The organism is Corynebacterium glaucum (genome assembly GCF_002287505.1).
GTDB classification, from domain to species: domain Bacteria; phylum Actinomycetota; class Actinomycetes; order Mycobacteriales; family Mycobacteriaceae; genus Corynebacterium; species Corynebacterium glaucum.
In genome coordinates, this window is the sequence record NZ_CP019688.1 from 2,310,463 (window position 1) to 2,331,094 (window position 20,632).

The 20,632-nt window shown below is 64.1% G+C and carries 20 protein-coding genes, 1 tRNA gene and 1 riboswitch; of the genes, 12 read left to right on the plus strand and 9 right to left on the minus strand.

Features of this window, described 5'->3' with window-relative positions:
• Nucleotides 1-73: 73 nt before the first annotated feature.
• Both CGLAU_RS11220 and CGLAU_RS11225 read left to right on the plus strand, forming a co-directional pair.
• Nucleotides 74-943 (plus strand): NAD(P)H-binding protein, encoded by an 870-nt coding sequence (locus CGLAU_RS11220; RefSeq protein ID WP_095660779.1) that lies wholly within the window; start codon nucleotides 74-76, stop codon nucleotides 941-943.
• A complete protein-coding gene (locus CGLAU_RS11225) occupies nucleotides 944-1,414 on the plus strand; it encodes an anthrone oxygenase family protein (RefSeq protein WP_095660780.1) in 471 nt (156 codons plus the stop codon).
• A gap of 7 nt (nucleotides 1,415-1,421) precedes the next feature.
• Here the strand turns inward: CGLAU_RS11225 and CGLAU_RS11230 are convergent, their stop codons facing one another.
• From CGLAU_RS11230 to dcd, 3 genes are read right to left on the minus strand one after another with little or no spacing between them, the layout of a single operon-like run.
• On the minus strand, nucleotides 1,422-2,750 hold the full coding sequence (locus CGLAU_RS11230; protein WP_095660781.1) for a UDP-glucose dehydrogenase family protein: 1,329 nt from the start codon (nucleotides 2,748-2,750) through the stop codon (nucleotides 1,422-1,424).
• Between the two features lie 40 nt (nucleotides 2,751-2,790).
• Nucleotides 2,791-3,141 carry a hypothetical protein gene (locus CGLAU_RS11235; RefSeq protein ID WP_095660782.1) on the minus strand — a complete coding sequence of 117 codons (351 nt, stop codon included), beginning with the start codon at nucleotides 3,139-3,141 and terminating at the stop codon, nucleotides 2,791-2,793.
• Nucleotides 3,142-3,186: 45 nt separating this feature from the next.
• Entirely contained in the window at nucleotides 3,187-3,750 is a 564-nt protein-coding gene (gene dcd, locus CGLAU_RS11240) for a dCTP deaminase (RefSeq protein WP_095660783.1), read from the minus strand.
• A gap of 76 nt (nucleotides 3,751-3,826) precedes the next feature.
• On the opposite strand from dcd, the gene CGLAU_RS11245 reads away from it, so the two are divergent.
• Nucleotides 3,827-3,897: transfer RNA gene (locus tag CGLAU_RS11245), tRNA-Gly, on the plus strand.
• On the opposite strand, the gene CGLAU_RS11250 is transcribed toward CGLAU_RS11245, so the two are convergent.
• A complete protein-coding gene (locus CGLAU_RS11250) occupies nucleotides 3,897-4,466 on the minus strand; it encodes a hypothetical protein (protein ID WP_095660784.1) in 570 nt (189 codons plus the stop codon). The two genes, CGLAU_RS11245 and CGLAU_RS11250, sit on opposite strands and share 1 nt — an antisense overlap.
• A 15-nt stretch (nucleotides 4,467-4,481) precedes the next feature.
• Nucleotides 4,482-4,602: riboswitch (SAM riboswitch) on the minus strand.
• Nucleotides 4,603-4,664: 62 nt separating this feature from the next.
• Here CGLAU_RS11250 and CGLAU_RS11255 point away from each other — a divergent pair.
• Nucleotides 4,665-5,486: an esterase/lipase family protein gene (locus CGLAU_RS11255; RefSeq protein WP_095660785.1), complete on the plus strand. Its 822-nt coding sequence runs from the start codon at nucleotides 4,665-4,667 to the stop codon at nucleotides 5,484-5,486.
• Nucleotides 5,487-5,664: 178 nt separating this feature from the next.
• The gene (locus tag CGLAU_RS11260; RefSeq protein ID WP_157731376.1) at nucleotides 5,665-6,006 is read left to right on the plus strand and encodes a hypothetical protein; all 342 of its coding nucleotides are present in this window, start codon (nucleotides 5,665-5,667) and stop codon (nucleotides 6,004-6,006) included.
• A 3-nt stretch (nucleotides 6,007-6,009) separates the two neighbouring features.
• Here the strand turns inward: CGLAU_RS11260 and CGLAU_RS11265 are convergent, their stop codons facing one another.
• Together CGLAU_RS11265 and CGLAU_RS11270 are read right to left on the minus strand one after the other, a co-directional pair.
• On the minus strand, nucleotides 6,010-7,767 hold the full coding sequence (locus CGLAU_RS11265; protein WP_232507115.1) for a VanW family protein: 1,758 nt from the start codon (nucleotides 7,765-7,767) through the stop codon (nucleotides 6,010-6,012).
• A gap of 44 nt (nucleotides 7,768-7,811) precedes the next feature.
• On the minus strand, nucleotides 7,812-8,972 hold the full coding sequence (locus CGLAU_RS11270; protein WP_232507116.1) for a glycoside hydrolase family 3 N-terminal domain-containing protein: 1,161 nt from the start codon (nucleotides 8,970-8,972) through the stop codon (nucleotides 7,812-7,814).
• A gap of 78 nt (nucleotides 8,973-9,050) precedes the next feature.
• On the opposite strand from CGLAU_RS11270, the gene CGLAU_RS11275 reads away from it, so the two are divergent.
• Entirely contained in the window at nucleotides 9,051-9,287 is a 237-nt protein-coding gene (locus tag CGLAU_RS11275) for a DUF2613 family protein (protein ID WP_095660789.1), read from the plus strand.
• Complete coding sequence (locus CGLAU_RS11280; protein WP_157731378.1) at nucleotides 9,288-12,248, plus strand: alpha-(1->3)-arabinofuranosyltransferase domain-containing protein; 2,961 nt, start codon at nucleotides 9,288-9,290, stop codon at nucleotides 12,246-12,248. It abuts the gene before it with no gap.
• On the opposite strand, the gene CGLAU_RS11285 is transcribed toward CGLAU_RS11280, so the two are convergent.
• Nucleotides 12,131-13,201 carry an acyltransferase family protein gene (locus tag CGLAU_RS11285; RefSeq protein ID WP_198304937.1) on the minus strand — a complete coding sequence of 357 codons (1,071 nt, stop codon included), beginning with the start codon at nucleotides 13,199-13,201 and terminating at the stop codon, nucleotides 12,131-12,133. The genes CGLAU_RS11280 and CGLAU_RS11285 overlap by 118 nt on opposite strands.
• A 57-nt stretch (nucleotides 13,202-13,258) precedes the next feature.
• Between CGLAU_RS11285 and CGLAU_RS11290 the strand changes: the two genes are divergently transcribed.
• The 3 genes from CGLAU_RS11290 (at nucleotide 13,259) to CGLAU_RS11300 (ending at nucleotide 15,957) form a co-directional block, all read left to right on the plus strand.
• Complete coding sequence (locus CGLAU_RS11290) at nucleotides 13,259-14,653, plus strand: MmpA family trehalose lipid delivery protein (protein ID WP_095660790.1); 1,395 nt, start codon at nucleotides 13,259-13,261, stop codon at nucleotides 14,651-14,653.
• 312 nt (nucleotides 14,654-14,965) lie between these two features.
• Nucleotides 14,966-15,220, plus strand: a complete 255-nt coding sequence (locus CGLAU_RS11295) for a three-helix bundle dimerization domain-containing protein (RefSeq protein ID WP_095660791.1) — start codon at nucleotides 14,966-14,968, stop codon at nucleotides 15,218-15,220.
• A gap of 281 nt (nucleotides 15,221-15,501) precedes the next feature.
• Nucleotides 15,502-15,957, plus strand: coding sequence for a DIP1984 family protein (locus CGLAU_RS11300; protein WP_095660792.1), 456 nt, complete (start codon nucleotides 15,502-15,504; stop codon nucleotides 15,955-15,957).
• Here CGLAU_RS11300 and CGLAU_RS11305 read toward each other — a convergent pair.
• Entirely contained in the window at nucleotides 15,932-16,996 is a 1,065-nt protein-coding gene (locus CGLAU_RS11305; RefSeq protein WP_095660793.1) for a glycosyltransferase family 4 protein, read from the minus strand. The genes CGLAU_RS11300 and CGLAU_RS11305 overlap by 26 nt on opposite strands.
• 4 nt (nucleotides 16,997-17,000) lie before the next feature.
• On the opposite strand from CGLAU_RS11305, the gene CGLAU_RS11310 reads away from it, so the two are divergent.
• The gene (locus tag CGLAU_RS11310; RefSeq protein ID WP_095660794.1) at nucleotides 17,001-17,744 is read left to right on the plus strand and encodes a class I SAM-dependent methyltransferase; all 744 of its coding nucleotides are present in this window, start codon (nucleotides 17,001-17,003) and stop codon (nucleotides 17,742-17,744) included.
• Here CGLAU_RS11310 and CGLAU_RS11315 read toward each other — a convergent pair.
• Nucleotides 17,741-19,672: a phosphoenolpyruvate carboxykinase (GTP) gene (locus CGLAU_RS11315; RefSeq protein ID WP_095660795.1), complete on the minus strand. Its 1,932-nt coding sequence runs from the start codon at nucleotides 19,670-19,672 to the stop codon at nucleotides 17,741-17,743. The genes CGLAU_RS11310 and CGLAU_RS11315 overlap by 4 nt on opposite strands.
• 194 nt (nucleotides 19,673-19,866) lie before the next feature.
• Between CGLAU_RS11315 and trmB the strand changes: the two genes are divergently transcribed.
• The gene (trmB, locus tag CGLAU_RS11320) at nucleotides 19,867-20,631 is read left to right on the plus strand and encodes a tRNA (guanosine(46)-N7)-methyltransferase TrmB (RefSeq protein WP_095661192.1); all 765 of its coding nucleotides are present in this window, start codon (nucleotides 19,867-19,869) and stop codon (nucleotides 20,629-20,631) included.
• Nucleotide 20,632: the final 1 nt, after the last annotated feature.

The following is a 20,632-nucleotide window of genomic DNA, read 5'->3' on the forward strand; positions in this document are numbered from 1 at the left end:
GCGGTCGCTGGCGATTCCTACGGTGAATTGAGCCAGTCCCCGTAACCATCCCTACTCCACGAAAGAGGCCCCGATGTTTGTCATTTCTGGTTCGACGGGACGCGTTGGATCCAACGTTGTCGCCGAACTTCTCAAGCACGATCAACCCGTTCGAGCTCTCGCTAGATCAGAAGAAGCCCTGAAAACTTGGTCAGCACAAGGCGCAGAGACAGTCGCTGTTGACCTGCTCGACAGCGCAAAACTGACAGGGGCACTGAAAGGTGCGGAGGGATTCTTCGCGTTGCTCCCATTCCATTTCGGTGCAGAAGACCTCGACGGATACGCAGATGCAGTCATCGCATCCGTGTGCACTGCGGTTGAATCCGCGAACGTCCCTCACGTCGTCATGCTCTCGTCGGGAGGCGCCCAACTCGAGCATTCAACGGGCCCAATCACAGGACTACACCGAATGGAGCAGGCGCTCCTGTCCGCTACTCCCCTGGTCACCGCCCTTCGACCGGGGCACTTTCAGGAGAAGCTTCAGGACGTGTTGCCGGTAGTACTCGAAGAGGGGGTTTACCCCGTTTTCGGCGCAGCGGATGAGCCGAAGCCGATGGTAGCGACCAAGGATATCGGTGTCTTCGCTGCGCGTAATCTGATGATCCCTCCCGCGTCTTCGGAGCCAGTTGACATCATCGGTCCGAGCTACACCGAACGGGACGTGGCCGGTGTGATTGCGGAGCAGCTTCACGAAGAAGTGGCGGTCATTGAGATCCCCGAGGAGGCGTGGGAGGCCGAACTTGAACGGGCTGGCTTTTCGACCGGTGTCGCCCACAGCCTTGCCCAGATGTACCGGGCGGACAGCGATGGCTTGCTCGCACCCTGCGCCTCGAAATCGATCTCGGCCACGACGGCGCTGCCTGAGACGGTTGGCACCGTTCTTCAAAAGTGGAAGGACGCGTAGATGAATCTTCCCGTCGTCACCGGTGCAGTGGCGCTTTGCGCAACCGTCACCGGCGGGCTGCTCAGCGGCCTGTACTTTGCATTCGATGTCAGTACTCGAAAGAGCTTCGCGTACTTACCCGATGATCAATACGTCGAGGTCTTCGCAGGCATCAACCAGGCGATCCTCAACCCCCGTTTCCTGTCAGTTTTCGCGCTTGCACCGCTGGCCTCGGTGTTACTGGCCATCCTCGTCCCGACCAGATGGACGCTTCTCGCTGCAACAGCCTCTCTCGTCGCACTAGGTATCACCGTTGCCGGGAACGTCCCACTGAACAACTACCTTGACAATGCGCTCAGAAGCCAGGTTGCGGTGTCCGAGATACGCGCGAACTTTGAGTCCCGGTGGAACTCGCTCAACGCAGCCAGATGCTTAGCGCAGACGGTCGCTGTTGGAGCGACGCTGCTCTCTGCGCTGAACACGAAGGGATGAAATCCCCTTACAGGCTGCGCCCCAAAGCACGAATCTCCCAGCCTGCGGACTGCCACGCGTCGACGGGCAGGACGTTGCGGCCGTCGATAATGCGCTGCTCTGCGACCAGCTCGGCAGCGTGCTTCGGGTCGAGCTCCTTGAACTCGGCCCACTCGGTGGCGAGGATGACAAGTTCCGCGCCGCGGAGTGCATCGTCGAGCGAGGTTGCGTAATCCAGCGTCGGGAAGACCTTCTTCGCGTTCTCCATCGCCTGCGGGTCGAAGATGCGTACCGAAGCGCCGGCGAGGGACAGCTGGCCCGCCACCGCAAGTGCCGGCGAATCGCGGACGTCATCGGAGTTCGGTTTGAATGCCGCTCCGAGGACGGTGATGCGCTTGCCGATGAGGCTGCCCAGCATCTCCCGGGAGAGGTCCACGATCCGCTGGCGACGGCGCATGTTGATCGCGTCCACCTCGCGGAGGAAAGTCAAGGCTTGGTCAGCACCGACCTCACCGGCGCGCGCCATGAACGCGCGGATGTCCTTCGGCAGGCAGCCACCGCCAAAACCGAGACCGGCTCCGAGGAACTTGCGGCCAATGCGGTCGTCGTAGCCAATGGCATCGGCGAGCTGGGTGACGTCGGCCCCCACGATCTCGCAAACTTCCGAGACGGCGTTGATGAAGGAAATTTTGGTGGCCAAGAAGGCGTTTGCAGAGACCTTGACCAGCTCGGCTGTCTGCAGATCCGTGACGATGAACGGGGTCTCGTTCTCAAGTGCTTGGGCGTAGACTTCGCGAGCCGCCTGCTCAGCGTTGGTGTCCTTGCCGCGCACGCCAACTACGATGCGGTCCGGCTCGATGGTGTCCTTCACCGCGTAGCCCTCGCGCAAGAACTCGGGGTTCCACGCGATTTCTACGCTCGCTTTGTTGCCAGCCTCGGCCGCGAGCTCGTCGGCACGCTCCTGCAGCGCGGCTGCGGTGCCAACCGGCACAGTCGATTTACCAAAGATGATGTGATTGCCCTCGAGCTTGGGCACGAGGTCCTCGATCACGGCCTCGACGTAGCGGGTATCGGCAGCGTAGGATCCGCGCTGCTGCGGGGTGCCAACACCGATGAAGTGGACGTTGGCAAACTCCGCGACGCGCTCGTAGTCGGTGGTGAAGTCGAGGCGGCCGGCCTCAAGATTGCGCTCAAGCACCTCGGGCAGACCCGGCTCGTAGAACGGCACGCGGCCGTTCTTCAGCGCTTCGATTTTTGCCTCGTCCACATCCACGCCGAGCACTTCGTGTCCCAGTTCAGCCATGCAGGCTGCGTGGGTGGCACCGAGGTAACCCGTTCCAATCACCGTCATACGCATAAGTCACCATTATGCCGATGATCGAACGGGCGCGCGCCGTCTAGTTGATCTGATCCTTGTCGTTGTCGCTTGCACCGCTTGCGGCGGCGTCGCCGCCCTCGGTGGGACGGATGCCGTCGTTCCAACCGGCGTTCGGGTTGTGGCCTTCGCCCTCGTCGACGGTGCGCACTGCCGGGTTGGTGCCATCTGCGCGGGTCACGTCCGGATCGGAGAAGTCCTTGTCGGCGTCCTCATCGTGGGCCCCGTGGTTGTGGCCGCACTGGCAGCTGCTCGGCTCGCAGCCGCAGGAGTGCATGCCTTCGGCCTTCTTCGCGTGGTGGCCACAACCGCAGCCGCCCTTGGCGTGCTTATCGCCAGCAGCAGAAATGTGAAGCTCGTTCGGGTTAGTCATGGGGAACACCTTTCGTCGTCAAGCGAAACTGCCTTGACCCCCACGCTACCGAAAGTTGAGGTAGGCCTTCGACGGTGTTGGCCCGCGCTGACCCTGATACTTCGAGCCAAGCTGCGACGAGCCGTAAGGAGTTTCTGCCGCCGAAGTCATGGCGAACAGTGCGAGCTGGCCCACCTTCATGCCCGGCCACAGTGTGATCGGGAGGTTGGCCACATTCGACAGCTCCAGGGTGATGTGCCCGGAGAAACCCGGATCGATAAATCCTGCGGTGGAGTGCGTGAGCAGGCCGAGACGGCCGAGCGAGGACTTGCCTTCAAGGCGACCCGCGAGGTCAGCGGGCAGCGTGAACCGCTCCAGCGTTGCAGCAAGGACGAATTCGCCGGGGTGGAGGACGAAGGATTCGTCCTCGGGCACCTCGACGAGCTCGGTGAGATCCGGCATCTCCAGCTTCGGATCGATGTGGGTGTACTTCGAGTTTTTGAACACGCGGAAGAGGTTGTCCATCCGCACGTCGATCGAGCTCGGCTGGATCAGAGATGCATCGAACGGGTCGATGCCGAGGCGGCCGGAGTCAATCGCGTCGCGGATGTCATGATCAGAGAGCAGCACAGTTGTGATTGTAACTGCCACTTTTTGGGCTCCGGTGGCGCGGTGCTAGAGTGAGCCAAAGGTCCGCGTGACCAGTGCCGGCGTAGTTTAGTGGTAGAACATCAGCTTCCCAAGCTGAGAGTGCGAGTTCGATTCTCGTCGCCGGCTCAAATTTTCTTCGCAGTGCAGTCACTCAGGGGGTGCAGGGACACGCTGTTCATCTCGTAGCTTTGGTGGCCATGCTCGTTGCGTTTCAATGGCCCTTTAAGGAGCTTCCAGTCCGGGAGGTACTCGATCGCGCGGCTGCAGCGTTCGGGGTCATGGTTATAGACGGTCAGCTTCCCATCGGGAGTGGCGAAGGTGAGCTTCTTTCCCTCCACGCTGATCAGAGTGACCGGCACCTTCTCGCCGGGCTCGCGGAATGAGCGCAGAGCGGGCACCCAGTGCGGTTTGTGCCCCGGCGAAAGACTTTGGCATTCGTCCTTGTCCACCACCCTGCGTGGAGCAGGAGGAGCCGGGAACTCCCATTCTTCGCCGTCCGCCGTTCGCACCGCATTCCGCGCCGCGGAAAATTCAAACGGCTTGTTCAGAGTGCACACGTAAAACACCGCCGAGATGAGTGATGGCAGCTCCCTCACAACCGTGGCTCCTGCCGCACTGAATGTCACGGTGGTGTCGGCGACGTTGATGAGCGTCGCTGGCACCCAGTCGTCGGGCATGAACATGTCATCAGACATGTGTTCTCCTTATGGAATTCGCACTTCCGGTGCGCAGGTTTGCAAGTCACCGGCCGATCTTCTCCCGGGGGCACCGTGCGCGAATCGCGCGGTTGCCAGTCGACGTGCCGGGAGGCATTCGTCGAGCTTCTGGATCGTGGAAGCGAGAATAACAGACCGCTTGGTCTAGCGCAACCGTCGTCAAGCAAAATGCTCTGTATGAGACTTGTGATTGCCCTGCTGTGGCTGGTCGGCGCCTCGCTGGGGCTCAAGCGGCGCCCCGCCTCGCCGTTCAACGACCCGGATTTTGTGCCCGCGCACGAGACTCCGGTGCTGTACGTACACGGGATCAATAGCCGGACGATGGCGTTTCGGCAGAACGCGGAGCACCTGCGCGACCACGGGTTTTGGGTGTGGGGCTACGACTACGGCGACATGATTGCGCCGGGGTTCTTCGGCATCGGCGACCTAGACGAGATTGTCGGAGACGTTGCAGAAAACGTCGACCACGTGCTGGCCGAGACGGGCGCTGAGCAGGTGGACATTGTGGCGCACTCGCAAGGCGGACTGATGGTGAAGCTTTACATCGGCGACGGAGGGGCGGACAAGGTGCGGCGCGTCGTGGCGCTCGGCGGCAACTTCCACGGCACCGACTTTCACGGCCGAGTGAGCTGGCTGCATCCGCTGCTCACGCGCTGGCCGTGGCTGGGCATGCTGTTTGCCACCCGCGGCGCTTCGCAGCAACTCGCAGGTTCGCCGTGGTCCACCGAGCGCTCGAACGTGCCGGACACCGATCCGCGCGTCATGTACACCTCGCTGTACTCGCCGGCGGATACGGTGGTCACCCCGACTTCAGCATCGGAGCTTTTGCCTATCGACGGCGCAGACGTAGCGAACATCAACGTCGCCGATTTCTACGACGGCTACGCACCTTTGCACCCGCTGATGCCGCGCGATCCTCTCTTGGCGGAGTTGACCCGGTGGGGCCTGGAGCGGGCTCCCGGTGAGCACGAGCCGCCGGAATCAGCCGCCCGCGCGTAGCCTGACGGCATGATCTCTTTCATCATTCTTGGAGGCACGAGCGACCTGGCGATGCGGCTGCTGCTGCCAGGACTTGGCGAGTACATCGCAGCCAGCGGCGCGGAGATGGAAGTCATCGGCTCCGGGCGTCAGGACGTGGACGATTACCAGACACAGGTCGATGATGCTGTGCAGGCCAATGTGGATCAGGACCTGCGCGTGCCCGCCACCTACCTTGCCGGGTGTCGACCCGGCCCGCGAGACGGAAACCCTGGTGCAGCTCGAGATCGCTTCGTCGCTGCCAGGTTGGGAGCGCACCCGCATCCTGCTGCGCACCGGCAAGGGGTTCCGGCGGGACCGGAAGGAAGTCATGGGCATTTCGCTTTTCGACGGCCCGTTGTCCCCGTACGGCGCAGTAATCCAAGCCCTCGCCCGCCGCGATCACACCGCCTTCGTCCCGGAGGGTGCGCCGCAGCTCGGCTGGCGCATCATGGACGCGCTTGCCGACGAAATGGCGAACGCCCCACTGGACGAGTACTAACTGTTACTCGCCTTCCGGCGGTTCCGGTGCAGGTGCTGGACCGGAATCGCCACCATCGCCGCAGCGGACGATCGGCTGCGGGCTGTACACCGTGGTCTGGGTTTCGCGCTTGATTTCGTTGCCACTCAGGTCACTGATGATGCGGGTGTCGGACGTGGTGAAGCCCGGGATGCCCGAAGACGGGATACAGCTCGACCCGGTGACCACCTGTTCCTGGGGAGAAGTGTGCGCCCAGCGACCGCCGTTGACGGATTCGACGTTCACCGTCTTCACGCCCATGAGGTTGACGGTGACCTCTCCCCCACCGACCGAGGTCTCGATCTTCACCGGGTGCGGCGAATCGTTGCGGAACTGCAGGTCGATCGCACCCTCGTAGACCGTCGCCTCGCGCCCTGCCGGGTAGCGGGAGATGTAGTACGAGTGCGCGGTGTGCGCGATGTCCGTCATGCCGGCGAAGTAAGACGCGTTGTAGAGCGTGGTCGCGAATTGCGAGATGCCGCCGCCGACCGCGGTGTCCGCGCGGCCGTTCAGGATGATGCCGGACTCCACGTACCCCTGTGCGGCGCCGCGCGGACCGGTGTGGCCGTTCAGCGAGAAGGTCTCACCCGGGTTCACGATCGCACCGTTGACCGCCCGGGCGACGATGCCGATGTTAGTGCCGGAAGCACCCGAGTATCCGCCCGTGGTGAAGGAACCTACCACCTGGTCGAAGGTCGCGTTCTGCGCCATATCCGTGGTGAAGTTCGCAGGTTCCTCCTTGTAGGTGGCCTCCCAGTCTCGCGGGGAGTCTCCGAGGAGGCGGTCTTCGAAACGCTCCAGTGTCTTGCCCCAGTCGACCACGATGCCGTCGACCGACGGCTCCACCCCGCCGCTGGCAAGGACCCGGGCGTTTTGCTTCTCGGTTTCGGTTTCTTTGAGCTGCTCAGCGAAAATCGCCTCCGCCGCCTCGGGATGGACCAGTGGTGTTATCTTGCCGTCCACCACGGGGAACTCCACGATCTCGCCGAGTCGCTCCTGCGGAATGGACGCCGCCACTTCGCCCTCGCCGTCGCCGTGCCGCTTGCCGCGGACCGTCAGGGGACCGTCTAGGGCTGAACGAACCGGGCCTTGCATGGCATCCTTCAACACGCTTTCATCAATCGCGGGGGTCAGCGTCTCAAGCTTGGTGATCTCCACACCCTCAGGCCGCAGCCACTGACCGGTCACGTATTCGCGAAGCACCTCGTTAGTCACGTCCTGGCCGTTCTCGGGCGCGTGTTCGACTGCGCGGCCGTTTTCGACTGCAATCGAGCCGTCGATGGGCTCCACCCGAAGTTCACCGTTCACGCGGTCGATCTCGGGCGCGAACCGCGCCTCATCCACGGTGGTCACCACGTCGACCTCACGGGTGGAGATCAGGTTGCGCAGTCGAATGAACGGGTTCATCGGTTCCACCCCGGCAGCCTCTACTGTGGCTGGCCAGTCCACCGCAAGGCCTGCCGCCTCCGGCACCAGCGTCGAACGCTGGCTCCCTGCGCGAATCTCCACTGCGTTCTTCTCAACGCCGCCAAGCTCCTGCTCGAGCTTGGCCTCCGCCTCAGCCGGACTCATCCCCCCGATAGCCACGCCGCCAACCTCAGTCCCGCGAGGCACATTGCCTCGGTTAAACGCCAGGTCGGCTACGTAGATGGCAAGGAGCACCGCAAGCGCGCCCAGCACCACGCCGAGCGCGATCTTGCCGCCGCGCCCTAAGCGCTGCGTTGTCGCATTTACCGTACTCACCCATATCAGGGTAATCGAGAGCCGTTCGATTTACTGTGTTCGCGCTACAACCCACCGTCGATAAGCTGCTGCTGCACGCGCGTGGCAGCCTCGTCAACGCGCGCCATCGGGATCTCTCCAGACATCACCGCGCCAGTTACCAGGTCGATGATGTACGGCAGGTCGGTGCCGGATGACCAGAGCGCTTGATCTGCGCCGGCGACGATTGCCCGCTTTACTGCTTCCGGTGTTGGGGTGTAGTCCAAAAGCCCCCGCATTCCGGAGAGATCGTCGGTGACCACCACCCCGTTGAAAGGCACGCCACCCGGATAGTCCCCCTCGCGCAGCACGCGGTACGCCTCGGGGTTCAGCGAACTCGGCACACCGTCTTCACCCATCCCGGGCACGATCATGTGGCCCATCATCACACTCGCGTGTGGGAAGCGCTCCAGCAGCGGGCCGTAAGGAACCATGTCCAAACCGCGCACATCTTCCAGAGGCGGGGTGATCGCGAGCTGATGGTGCGTGTCGCCTGAGGCGCGCCCATGGCCGGGAAAGTGCTTGAACGTAGGTGTCACACCGGCGTCGAAAAGCCCTTGCGAAAACAGGCCACCGATCCGGACAACCTCATCGGGAGCTCCGTGGAACGAACGGTCGCCGACAATGTCCAAATTAGTCACGTCGAGGTCCAACAGCGGCGCGTAATCCACGTTGATGCCGTGAGCGCGCAGCGAGACCCCGATGTCGTACCCGGTGCCCTGAATCACCTCAGGCGGCATGCCAGCCAGCACCCGCGGCGGCATGAAGTCCCCGAGCACGCCGCTGTGGCGCTGCACGCGCCCGCCCTCGAAGTCGATCGCCACCGAGAAGGGCCGGTCGTACTCGGCACGCAAAGCGTTGATGTTGCGCCCCTCGTCGGTGAGCAGACCCGGATCCGCCCAGCTGGGAATGATCAACCCACCCGCGCCCTGATCGAGCGCAAACCGGGCCTGGTCGTAGTTCGACACCCCAACCACCATCAGCGACGCCACCTTCGCTCGCAGGTCCTGCGGCACCCGATCCTCTGCGGTCGGAGATGGCTGTGGCGGTGGCGGCGGGGGCTCACTCGTGGGAGAAGCTTCAGAGGTGGCAGGAGCTGGCGTGTCGTCGTCAAGCGAGCATGCGCTTATCGACGCCACCGTGAGCGCGCAGGCAAGCGCAACTGCTGCTGAGCTTTGCAAACGCAACTTGTCGCTCCTTTCCTGCCGCATACCTGAAGCCACTCTACGCAGGGATTCGCACGATCCGCTGGTAGGCTCCTACGCATGTCTTACCGAGTCACCATCGACCTCGACAACGCCGACGAAGCTGGTAGCGTCGCGGTGTCCTCGGTGTCCTCGGTGTCCTCGGTGCTCGCCAGCGCCGTTGTAGGCGTGGTGCTGGGCGTAGTGGGGGTGCTCGGCATCGCCGCGTTTTCCGGCCAGACCACGGTGCCTACCGGCGGCGCGGTGCCCGCTGACGAAGCTGTCCTCGGCGGCCCGGAGTACGGCTCGCGGGACTAGATGCGCACACACTGGCTCGGGTGGCTGGCGCTGACCCTGCTCGCGTTGTTGCAACCCCCGGGCCAGATCGCCGCTGACACCAAGTTCGACCTCACCGCCAACCCGGCAGGCTTTCTGCGCAACGCGCTGCACATTTATACCGATGAGTTTCCGCTCGGCCAGGTACAGAACCAGGCCTACGGTTACCTCTTCCCCCAGGGCCCGTTCTTCTTGCTGGCGGACTGGCTGCACGTGCCGGATTGGGTCGCGCAACGCATCTGGTGGGCGCTGCTGTTATCCATCGCATATTCCGGCCCGCTGGTCTTGGCTCGGCGCATCGGGATCACCGCGACACTGCCGGCCGTTACCGCCGCGGTGCTCTATGCGCTGTCGCCGCGCATTCTGACCACGCTCACTGCGATCTCGTCGGAGGCGTGGCCGGTGGCGCTGGTGCCCTGGACGCTGGTGCCGTTGGTGGGTAAGCGCCCGAACGTTGCCGCGGCTGTAGTTCCGGTCGCGCTGATGGGCGGGGTGAACGCCACCGCCACTATCGCGGCGTGCGCGCCGGCGGCGGTGTATCTGCTCGCGCGGGGGAAGTTTGGCAAGCTGTGTTGGTTCACCGCTGGAGCGATGGTCGTGTCCGCGTGGTGGATCGGGCCGCTGTTCGTGCTCGGCGCATATTCGGCGCCATTTTTGGATTACATCGAGTCCGCCACCGTCACCACCACCTGGCTCAACTCCGTGGAGATCCTGCGCGGCACCACCAGCTGGGCACCGTTCGTGGAAACGGAGCGTCTCGCCGGTTTCCTGCTCGTGGCGGAGCCGACGTTCATCATCGCTACCTGCGTCGTCGCCGCGCTCGGGCTGGCTGGCCTCTCCCGCGCCGACTTTCCGCAGCGCCGCGCCTTCATATCCATCTTCGCGGTCGGGTTCGCGCTGCTGGCCAGCGCGCATTTCCTGGTCCCGCTCTACGACACCCTGCTCGCGCCGTTTCGCAACCTGCACAAATTCGATCCCTTGGTGCGCCTACCGCTGGTGCTCGGCGTCGGGTGGCTGCTTAGCGTCAAGCACGCCGCGCCGAAAACCACCGCCGCCCTGCTCGCCGCGGCCATTGCGATCGCCCCCGCGTGGTCGCTGCGGCTTCTACCCCAGGGCACTTGGGACGAGATCAGCGACGATTGGATCGCCGCAGGCGAGTGGCTCGACGAGCACGCCGCAGGTACCCGCACCCTCGTCGTCCCGGCTGCCCCTTTCGCCCGCCAGGAGTGGGGGTGGACCCGCGACGAGCCGATTCAGGCCCTCACCAGTTCCCGCTTCGCCTTCCGCGACGCGATCCCGCTGGTGAATCCTGAAGCGATTCGGGGTCTGGATGGGCAGGTGGAAGTCGTCGATAAGCAAGCCCTGCTTTCGATCGGTGTGGGGGCGGTCGTGGTGCGCCGCGACCTCGAGCACCAGACCCCCACGCCGAGCCTGGGCAAGCCGACCGCGAGCTTCGGCGACGTCGACATCTTCATGCTGGATACGAACCGCGACATGATGATCACCGCCGATGAACCGCTGCGCGCCCAGGTCGGCGGGGAGGGACTGCCGCTGCTGTGGCGCGAACTGGGCTATTTCCCGGTGATGCTGGACCGCCGCGATGAAAACCCGCGCCACACGATCGTCACCGATACCCCGGCGCTGGCCAACCGTAACTACGGCAACGGCGCGCAGTCCGCGCACCTGGCCACGCCCGAGGAAGACGAGAGCGTGCACAACGCGGCGAAGGACTACGTCTCCCAGAGCCGTCGCACCAAGGTGCATATGGAGGGCGAGGCGCGCGCGTCCTCCTCCGCCGCCGACTCAGGCACCTTCCGCACCGATGCATCGAAATCTCTCACCGCCGCGTTCGACGGACTCGAGGACACCGCATGGTGGCCCGCCCCCGGCGACACGGACACCTACATTGAGTTCACGCCGCAAACCGACACCTTTTCCATCACCGCCACCGCGAACACCGAGGTCATCATCTCCGGCGATGGCCCGGATCGCACCGTCTCGCTCGTCGGCGGGCAGCCGCGCACGCTGGCGACCAACGGCGCGCGCCGCATCACGCTCACCGAACCCGTCGGCATCACCGAAATCGACGCGGGCATCTCCCGCATCGTCGATGTCGACCGCCCCGGCGACGCCTACTTCTTCCAGCGCATCTTCCCCGCGACCGAGGTGCTGCAGCGCCGCTTCGTCACCGACATCGACGCCGAATGGACACTCTCCGCCCCGGCGCGCATCGACGGCCGCGAGGTCGAAGGCACCGTCTTCCTCCCCGCAGGCCAGCACGAACTGGTCACCAGCGCCGAAACCATCATGCTCACCCACGCCCCACTCGTCCTGCCGAGCTGGGAGCCGTTCGCTGGTCAAGCACAAGCAGCCGACACCGACCGCATCATCCTCACCACCCGCGCGTTCAACAACGGTTTGCGGGCAAGTGTCGGCAGCACGGAGCTCGAGCCTCTGCTTATCGACGCCGGCGCCCAGGCGTTTCGCCTCCCCGCCGGAACCAGCGGCGAGTTCACCATGTGGCACGAAGGAGACCAGCTTTACCGGCGCACCCTCTTCTTTGGCGGCGTGTTCTCGCTGCTCGTGCTGGCTGCGTGTTTGTGGCTGCCACGGCGCCGACACGAGCGATACGAATCTGCGACATCAACATTTGCAGCCTTGCCACTGCTCGTCGTGGTTGTTGCGAATCCGTTGATTGGCGCCGCGTCCGTCGCGCTTGCCTGGACCGTGCGCCGGTTCACACTGATTCCGAGTAGTTGGCTGGCCGGCGGCGCGATGACGTTTGCTGGGCTGTGGCTGGCGCGCGCCCCGTGGCCGAACCCGAACTACGCAGGCGATACGTGGCTGCTCGCGCTCGCCGGTTGCTTTGCCGTTGCGTGCCTCGCTTTTCCAGACCAGCCGGATAGCACCAACCGAGCCCCCGGCACCTCCACCAACTCATAAGAGACGTAGCCGACCGCCGCGCTGACTACAGCTGTGAAAACCCAAGTCGGGATAAAGGGGGCGTCGAAAAGCGAAAGCCCCAAGACTGGAAACGCGAAGTAGAGCACGGACATGTGCCACAGGAATATGGAGTAGGACCAGCGACCGAGGGTGACCATGGGGCGCGAGGAGAGGAACGTGCCGCTGAGGCGCGGGCCGAGTGCGAACGGCGCGACGAAGCACGCGGCGAAGATGGTGCCGCAGATGACGCGGGCGTTGAATTCTTGCGGGGTGGGATGGACAAGTCCCGGCGGGCCGATGAGGCCCGCGAACCAGGCGACGCCCAGTCCGATGAGCGGGAACGGCCAGCGGGGGCCGGTGTAGCGCACGTTTAATTGTTCAAGTTCGGCGAGGACGAGGCCGACGGCGAACCAAGGGGCGAACGACGGCGGCCAGATCTGAAGGTTGAGGACGGCGGGGTCGTAGAACGGCCAGACGAGCCAGGGCCAGCAAAGGCCGAGCGGGACCGCCGCCATAATCGTGGCCCAGCGCCCGCGCTGCCCGAGTTTCAAGTACAGCGGCAGGACCAGGTAGAACGCGACTTCGACGCAGAGCGACCAGATGTGGGTGAGGCCGTCGATGAGCCCTCCCGGCACGTAGATCTGCACCATGGCGAGGTTGGCTGCGGCTTGGCTTGCTGTGACCGTGCTCAGCGACGGCAGCGTCACTAGCACCACAGCGACGCAGACCAGGTACGCGGGCGCGATGCGGGCGACGCGACGGCGGTAATAGCCCGGGCGCTGGCCGCCGCGTGCGAGGAGGAACGCGGAGAGGGCATAGAAAACGGGTACGAAGAAATCGAAGCGCTCCAAGAACGGCGAGCCGGTGCCGGCCTGAAACGCGACGTGCGTGGTCAGGATCCCGAACGCCGCGACGGCGCGCAGCCCGTCCAGCTCAGGGAGCACAGGGAGCACAGGGGGCGTGTGGGTCTTTCCGTTAGTCTTTCCGATGTGGTCAGTATACGAGCCGTTGTGGGCGTAGACGCAGGGCTCAAGGCCTATGGCGCGCTGCTCGTGCTGGCTGTTACCTGGCCGTTTCTGGTCCCGGCGGGCGTTGGCGAGGCGTTCGCGCTGCGCGACATGCTGGTGTTTGACCAGATGGCGCTCACGCGGGCATCGTTAGGCTACGGCGATCTGGCCGCCCGCAACGTCCCGCAGGACGCGCTGCTCGGGATCGTGCCGTGGCCGATGCTCGCGCTGCGCATGATCATGGTTGGCGCAGCTATCGCCGCGGCTGTGAGCGCGTACCGGCTCGGCCGGTCTTCTCTGGGCAAAGCAGCCGCGATGACGGTGCTGCTGTGGAACCCGTTCGTTATCGAGCGCCTGCTTCAAGGCCACTGGTCGCTCGTCGCCGCCGCTTGGCTGCTGCCCGCGGTCGCGCTCGCGCCGCCCGCCCAAGCCACGTTGGCGCACTGGCTCGCCTCGCTCACACCCACCGGCGCGATCGCCGCCGCTACCTTTGCGCGCGGGTGGCGCGGCCTCCTCACGACGACGCTGACCTGCGCACCATGGGTGGTTGCCGGCCTATTAACCCCAGCCGCCGCCACCTCGAGCGCCGCCTCTGCCGCCCTGTTCGCCCCCCGCGCGGAGACATTCGTGGGCACCCTCGGCGCGCTGCTCGGCCTCGGCGGGATCTGGAACGCAGACGCCGTGCCGGAGTCGCGCAACCTCGGTTTCGCTCTGTTCGGCATCGGACTCTTCGCCATCTTGGCACTCGGCTGGCGCGCCGTGAACACCCGCTGGCTTGTGCTCGCCGGCATCGGCTTTGCCATCGCGCTCGCGTCGTGGGCGGGCCTGCTCGCCCCCCTCATCGAGACCGTCCCCGGCGCCGGCCTGCTTCGCGACTCCCAAAAGTGGCTCATCCTCACCCTCCCCGCCTGCACCGCCGCCGCCGGCGCGCTCACCCCAAAACTCGCTGGCACTGCGCTGTTAATGGCGCTCCTCCAGGTCCCTGACGCACCGCTCGCGCTGCGCGCCCTCACCCCCACTGCCATCGAGTTCCCTGCAATTGATCACCGCGGCCGGGACGTCTTCTTCGCCGATCGCCCAGCGCTGATTGACATCGGCGGCAGAGTGGTCGTCGACCCCGCCCCCAAAGTCATGAACGCGGTCGAATCGGGGCTTTTGCTTGTCGACGGCACCGTTGCCGATCCTCCCTCGCCCCGGTGGCTCGCGGCGCAGCGGGCGCAAAACGATCTCGAAGCACTCAAATCCTTGGGCATTGGAGTGGTGGTGTACCCGGATGGAGATCTTCTAGAAACCGGTGCCGAACAACGGGGTTTACCACCCCTCGGCATCGCGCTTTTCGCCCTCTGGTGCGCCGCCCCGCTTTTTGGTGTGACGAGGATCACTCTTAGGAAATATTAAGTCTTTTAGGCCTCTGACCTGCACGTTCATGCAACTTAGTTGCTTTTAACCCATTAATGGCGAGGTCCAATGATGGACGCCCTTGCATGGCCCACCTGCCACTTCTAAAGTGAACTCCAGATGAACACAAGGTTACGCAATTGAGCGTAGCCGCAGTTAGAGAAAGGAGGCCACCCCGATGCAATTCGACGCAGACAAGTTTGATGACGATCGCCTTGAAGAAATGGCGCTCGCATACTTCCTGGCCTTCGGCAGGTCAGATCGCTAAACATCACCGAACATCACTGAACATCACCGAAAGGAAACAACACCATGCGCAGCTACACCGACATAAATAACATTGACTTCTCCATCATCCGCGAGCGCGTCCTGCGCAACATCCGCCAGGATCTGTACCAGGAGCACGGCTACAAGTTCGACGAGGTCGAATTCCACGACGCGTTCGATGCCGTCGTGCGCAAGCACAACGCCAACGCCGTGATCGAGGATTTCGTTCCCCTGCTCGTTGAGGCAGAGATGAAGGACCGCCTGGCCAAGGGCGAGCTCTTCCCCAACCAGGCCGCTTAAGCCCTGCCTGGTATCTTTACCCGTTAGTCGGTAACGCGCGAACTTAGCGAACGTCAACCCCGCCCCGAGGGTAAGAGGGGCTCATGGCGCCCTGGTGGTCGCTCGGGGCAGAGAGGTTCGAGACCTACTTCTGCACAGAAAGCGACCGGCACGGAGCACATCAGCACAGCGCAAACCCCAACCAACTCTCTGAAGTGGTGGGGTGCACAGTGCACTACCGCGACGTTGGAAGTTCCGCGCGTGAGGGTGGGCTCGGGGACTGATACCAAGGAGGTTGTGCCATGTTGTTGGCGGAAGCGCTCGCGCGCCGTTCTGAAGCGCAGGACCGGCTGAACAAGCTGCAGGGCCGACTCAACGCAGTCGCGCGCGTCCAGGAAGGGGATACCCCGTCAGAAGACCCCCAAGCATTGCTCAGAGAAGCAGAACAACTCCTCGAAGAGATCGAAATCTTGGTTCGCCGGATCAACCACACCAACGCGAACACTCCATTCGACGAGGGTATGACGCTTACCGACGCCATTGCGCGACGCGACGGGTTCTTGCGCGCTCGCCGGATATACACCTCCGTTGCCGATGCCGCCGCCATCCGCGGCGATCGCTACAACCGAAGCGAGATCAAGTTCGTGCCCACGCTTGATGTCGGGGAGCTGCGCCGCAGCGCCGATCAGATGAGCAAGGATTTCCGCGCGTTGGATATGAAGATCCAGCAGCTCAACTGGACCACCGAGCTGCTTTAAGCACGCTCAAGAACTTCCGGCCGGTCGCTTCCCAGGAGAACTGCGCCGCAAACGCGCGCGCCGCGTCTGCCATGTCAGCGCCAAGCGTCTCGCGCACCACGGCCGCGAAGTCCTCGTCAGCGCGCACCAGTCTGCCGGTCTCTCCGTCCCGGATCGACTCGTTCACCCCGCCGGCATCAGCAAACCCCACGGTAGGCACCCCGTGCTGAGCCGCCTCAATTACCGCGATCCCCCAGCCCTCCTTCGCCGACGGCAAGAGGTGCACCCGGGCGCGTTCGAGCAGCGCGTGCTTGTGCGCCTCTGAGACATGCCCGTGGAAGACCACTTTGTCGGACGGGTACCGCGCCGCGTACTCGCGCAGGTTGTCCTCCCACCAGCCGGAACCCACCACATCCAGCACCGCGCCGTCGATCTGCGCCGCGGCATCGATAGCCAGCTCGATCCGCTTGTGCGGAACGAGTCGGGACAAGGTGATGAGGTGGACACGTCCGTCGTCGTGAAGCAATGGCCCGTCAAGTGGCACCTCGTCGACTCCATTTTCCACGATTTCAATGTCGCGCCCGCGCACGCCCAGCGCAACCAGGTCGCGCTTCGAGGCCTGCGAGACCGTCACGTACTGGGCGCCTCGGTACACGCGCGGCGCGACCCGCGATTCCAGGAACCAACCCAACCGCCCGATGATCGGGCCTGCCACCGGCCACTGCTCGCGGTGGCAGTGGTGCGTAAGCAGCACCACCGGCCGGCGTGTGAAGAGCCTCGCAAAGAACGGGATGCCGTTTTGCGTATCCACGATAATGTCTGGCCGGTTGCGCCAGATCGACAGCGGCGCCAGCACGTACACGCCGTATTTCCCGCCGGCGCGCTCGTAGCGCACGCCATTTCGGCGCGAGCGCCGCGGCGCATCCGTGTGCTTCGCCGTCCGGTAAATAACCTCGTGGCCCTCGCGCGCCAAGTACTCGCCGACGCGCTCGAGGTAGCGCTCCGAGCCACCGCCTTGCGGGTGGGTGGTGTCGCGCCAGCACATCAGCAGTATCTTCATCGCTATGTACCGTACCCGCCGCCTTGCCACGCTTCGCCGTTCGCTGCGCTTGCTCCGCTCGTTCGGCTACGAGCAGTTCCGGCCGCGCATTTTTTACGAAGGTTTGGCGCGGGACACACATTTGCTTATCGACGCCCTGTTGCGCGACCTTACCGGCACCCCTCTCCGCGGCCGCAGCGTGCTCGATGTCGGGGGCGGCCCCGGGTATTTCGCCGAAGCATTCGCAGACACTGCCTATATCGGCCTCGAGCCCGACGTGTCCGAGATGTCCGCGGCCGGCATCACCGGCTACGGCGCGGTGCGCGGCGACGCTCGTGCGCTGCCGTTCGCCGACAGTGCCTTCGATATCGTGTATTCCTCAAACGTCGCGGAGCACATCCCTGGCTGGGAGCAGATGGGCGACGAGATGCTGCGCGTGGCCAGGCCCGGTGGGTTGATTGTCCTGAGCTACACCGTGTGGCTCGGGCCGTTCGGCGGACACGAGACTGGGGTGCTCCCCCACTACATTGGCGGTAATTTCGCCCGCCGCCGCTACGAGCGCATCCACGGCCGCCCGCCGAAGAACGTCTTCGGCGAATCGCTGTTCAACGTGTCCGCCGCGGAAGGGCTGCGCTGGGCTGAATCCACCGGCCAGTTTGCGTTCGCGTTCCCGCGCTACCACCCACACTGGGCATGGTGGCTCACTCGCGTACCTGTTCTCCGCGAGTTCGCTGTCTCCAACCTCGTGTTAGTGCTGGTCAAGCACTAGTTCGCGCTGGCACCCTTCGCTGCGGAACGTGCGCTGCGCTCATCGGAGATCGCGGCGGATACTGCCTCGGCGATCTGGTCTTCCATTTCGCGGCGAACGCGGGTAGCCACTTTGATGCGGCCGGACAGGAGGTCGAGTTCGTCGAAAATCTCCTGCGGTACGCGGGCACCCAGCTCCTCGAGGTACTGACGCGAGTCGCGGAGATCCTCACGCCACAGCGCCGGCTCTGCAGTGAGCGCCTCCCGCACGTCCTCGATCGGCGTATCAAGGCCCTCAAGATCAAGGTCCTCAGCGCGGGCGGTGTGGCCCACGACAGTCTCGGTTGCGCCTACGCGGCCCTCGATGCGGTCCACGATCCACTTCAGCACGCGCGAGTTCTCGCCGAAGCCCGGCCACAGGAAGCGGCCGTCGTCGCCACGGCGGAACCAGTTCACAAGGAACACGGCCGGCATGCGGTCGCCACCGCGGCGACCCATGTCGATCCAGTGCTGAAAGTAGTCGCCCACGTTGTAGCCGATGAACGGCAGCATCGCCATCGGGTCATGGCGCAGGGTTCCCACCTTCGCCTCCACAGACGCCGCAGTCTGCCCAGAGGACAGCATCGCACCGATCATGGTGCCGTGCTCCCAGTCGTAAGCCTCAGTCACCAGCGGGACGGTGTCCGGGCGGCGCCCACCGAACAGGATGGCGTCGATCTTCACGCCCTGCCAGTCGTTGAACTCGGGAGCAGCGTTCGGGCACTGTGCAATCGGCACGCAGTACCGGGAGTTCGGATGGGCCGCCTTGCGTTCGTCGTCAGGCGTCCACTCCTTGCCGCGCCAGTCGATGAGGTGCTCCGGAGCGTCGCCGTCCATGCCCTCCCACCAGACGTCGCCGTCATCGGTCAGCGCAACGTTGGTGAACAGGGTGTTGCCCGGCTCCATGGCACGCATCGCGATCGGGTTGGACGCGTAGTTCGTGCCCGGCGCGACACCGAAGAAACCGTTCTCCGGGTTCACGGCGTACAGGCCGTCGTCGCGAAGCTTGAGCCATGCGATGTCGTCGCCGACGACCTCTGCCGACCAGCCCTCGAGGGTCGGGGTGATCATGGCGAGGTTGGTCTTGCCACACGCGGACGGGAACGCGCCGGCGATGTGGTAGGCCTTGCCCTCCGGAGAGGTGAGCTTGAGGATGAGCATGTGCTCCGCCATCCAGCCCTCTTCCTTGGCCATCACGGAAGCGATGCGCAGTGCGTAGCACTTCTTCGCCAAGATCGCGTTGCCGCCGTAGCCCGAGCCGTAGGACCAAATTTCCTTGGTCTCCGGGAAGTGGGAGATGTACTTCGTCTCGTTGCACGGCCACGCGACATCTTCTTCGCCCTCTTCAAGCGGCGCGCCCACCGAGTGCAGGCACGGCACGAAGTTGTCGCCCTGGATCTTGTTCAGTGCCTCGGTGCCCATGCGCGTCATCACACGCATGGACATAACCACGTACTCGGAATCGGTCAGCTGTACACCCAGCTTCGGGTCCGGATCGTCGATCGGGCCCATGCAGAACGGCACGACGTACATCGTGCGGCCCTTCATTGCGCCGTCGAAGTGCTCGAGCATCTCTTCTTTCAGCGCGTCCGGGCGCATCCAATTGTTCGTGGGACCCGCGTCCGCCTGCTTGTGGGTGGAGATAAAGGTGCGCGATTCCACGCGAGCCACATCCGACGGGTTCGAACGGGCCAGGAAGGAGTTCGGGCGCTTTTCCTCATTGAGGCGGATCAGCGTACCTTTTTCCACGAGGTCGGCGGCCATGCGATCCCACTCCTCGTCGGAGCCGTCCGCAAACACCACACGGTCCGGGTTGAAAATGTCCACGGCGTTGTTGATCCATTTGATCAGCGCCTCATTGTCGGTGGGCAGCTCGCCTTCGAGTCGCTGGACGGTGGTGCTCTCGGTCACTGTGTCTCCTTGTGCCAGGGCTAGGCCAATTTGTGCGTCGGCCCCAGCCTAACCAACTCCACCCACACCGGGCAGGAAGTTGCATCACCCCAGCACAAACCTGTGAACAAATGGGGGTACGCACCAAAATTCCAACGCGGCGCAAGAGGCGCGCCCATTTGGCATCCGCGCACGTCACGTGCACAATTGTCGCAATGAATAATCCTGATTCCCCAATTCAACGCCCGGGCACCGGCGAATTGCCGCATGGTCGCCCACTCCAAACGGAGTTCGACACCGGGCTCGACTACCCCCGCCTCGGTTCCGTCACCTTCCGCCGCGGCACGCTCACCGACAACCAGGAGGCCCTCTTCGAAGAGCATTGGCCCAAGTTAGGGCTAGTGCTTAACGACGAACAGTTAGACGTCGATTCCTGGTTCGGACGCCACGCAAAGACGGTCTTGGAGATCGGCTCCGGTACCGGCACATCCACCGCGGCCATGGCACCGCTTGAACCGGACACCAACATTATCGCCGTGGAGCTGTACAAACCCGGCCTTGCCAAGCTGCTCGGATCGGTAGTGCGCGCCAACATCGACAACATCCGCATGATCCGCGGCGACGGCGTCGAAGTGCTCGCCCGCATGATCGCGCCCGAATCCCTTGACGGCGTACGCATCTTCTTCCCGGACCCGTGGCCGAAGGCGCGCCACCACAAACGCCGCATCATCCAGTCCGGCACGTTGAACCTGATTGCGACCAGGTTGAAGCCGGGCGGAGTGCTACACGTGGCCACCGACCACGCCGACTACGCCGAGTGGATCGACGAGCTGGTCAACGTTGAGCCACAACTCACCTACAAGGGCTGGCCGTGGGAAGACGCGCCGTTGCTCACGGACCGCCAGGTGATCACTAAGTTCGAGGGCAAAGGCATGGATAAGGACCACGTGATCCGCGAGTACCTGTGGGAGAAGAAATAGG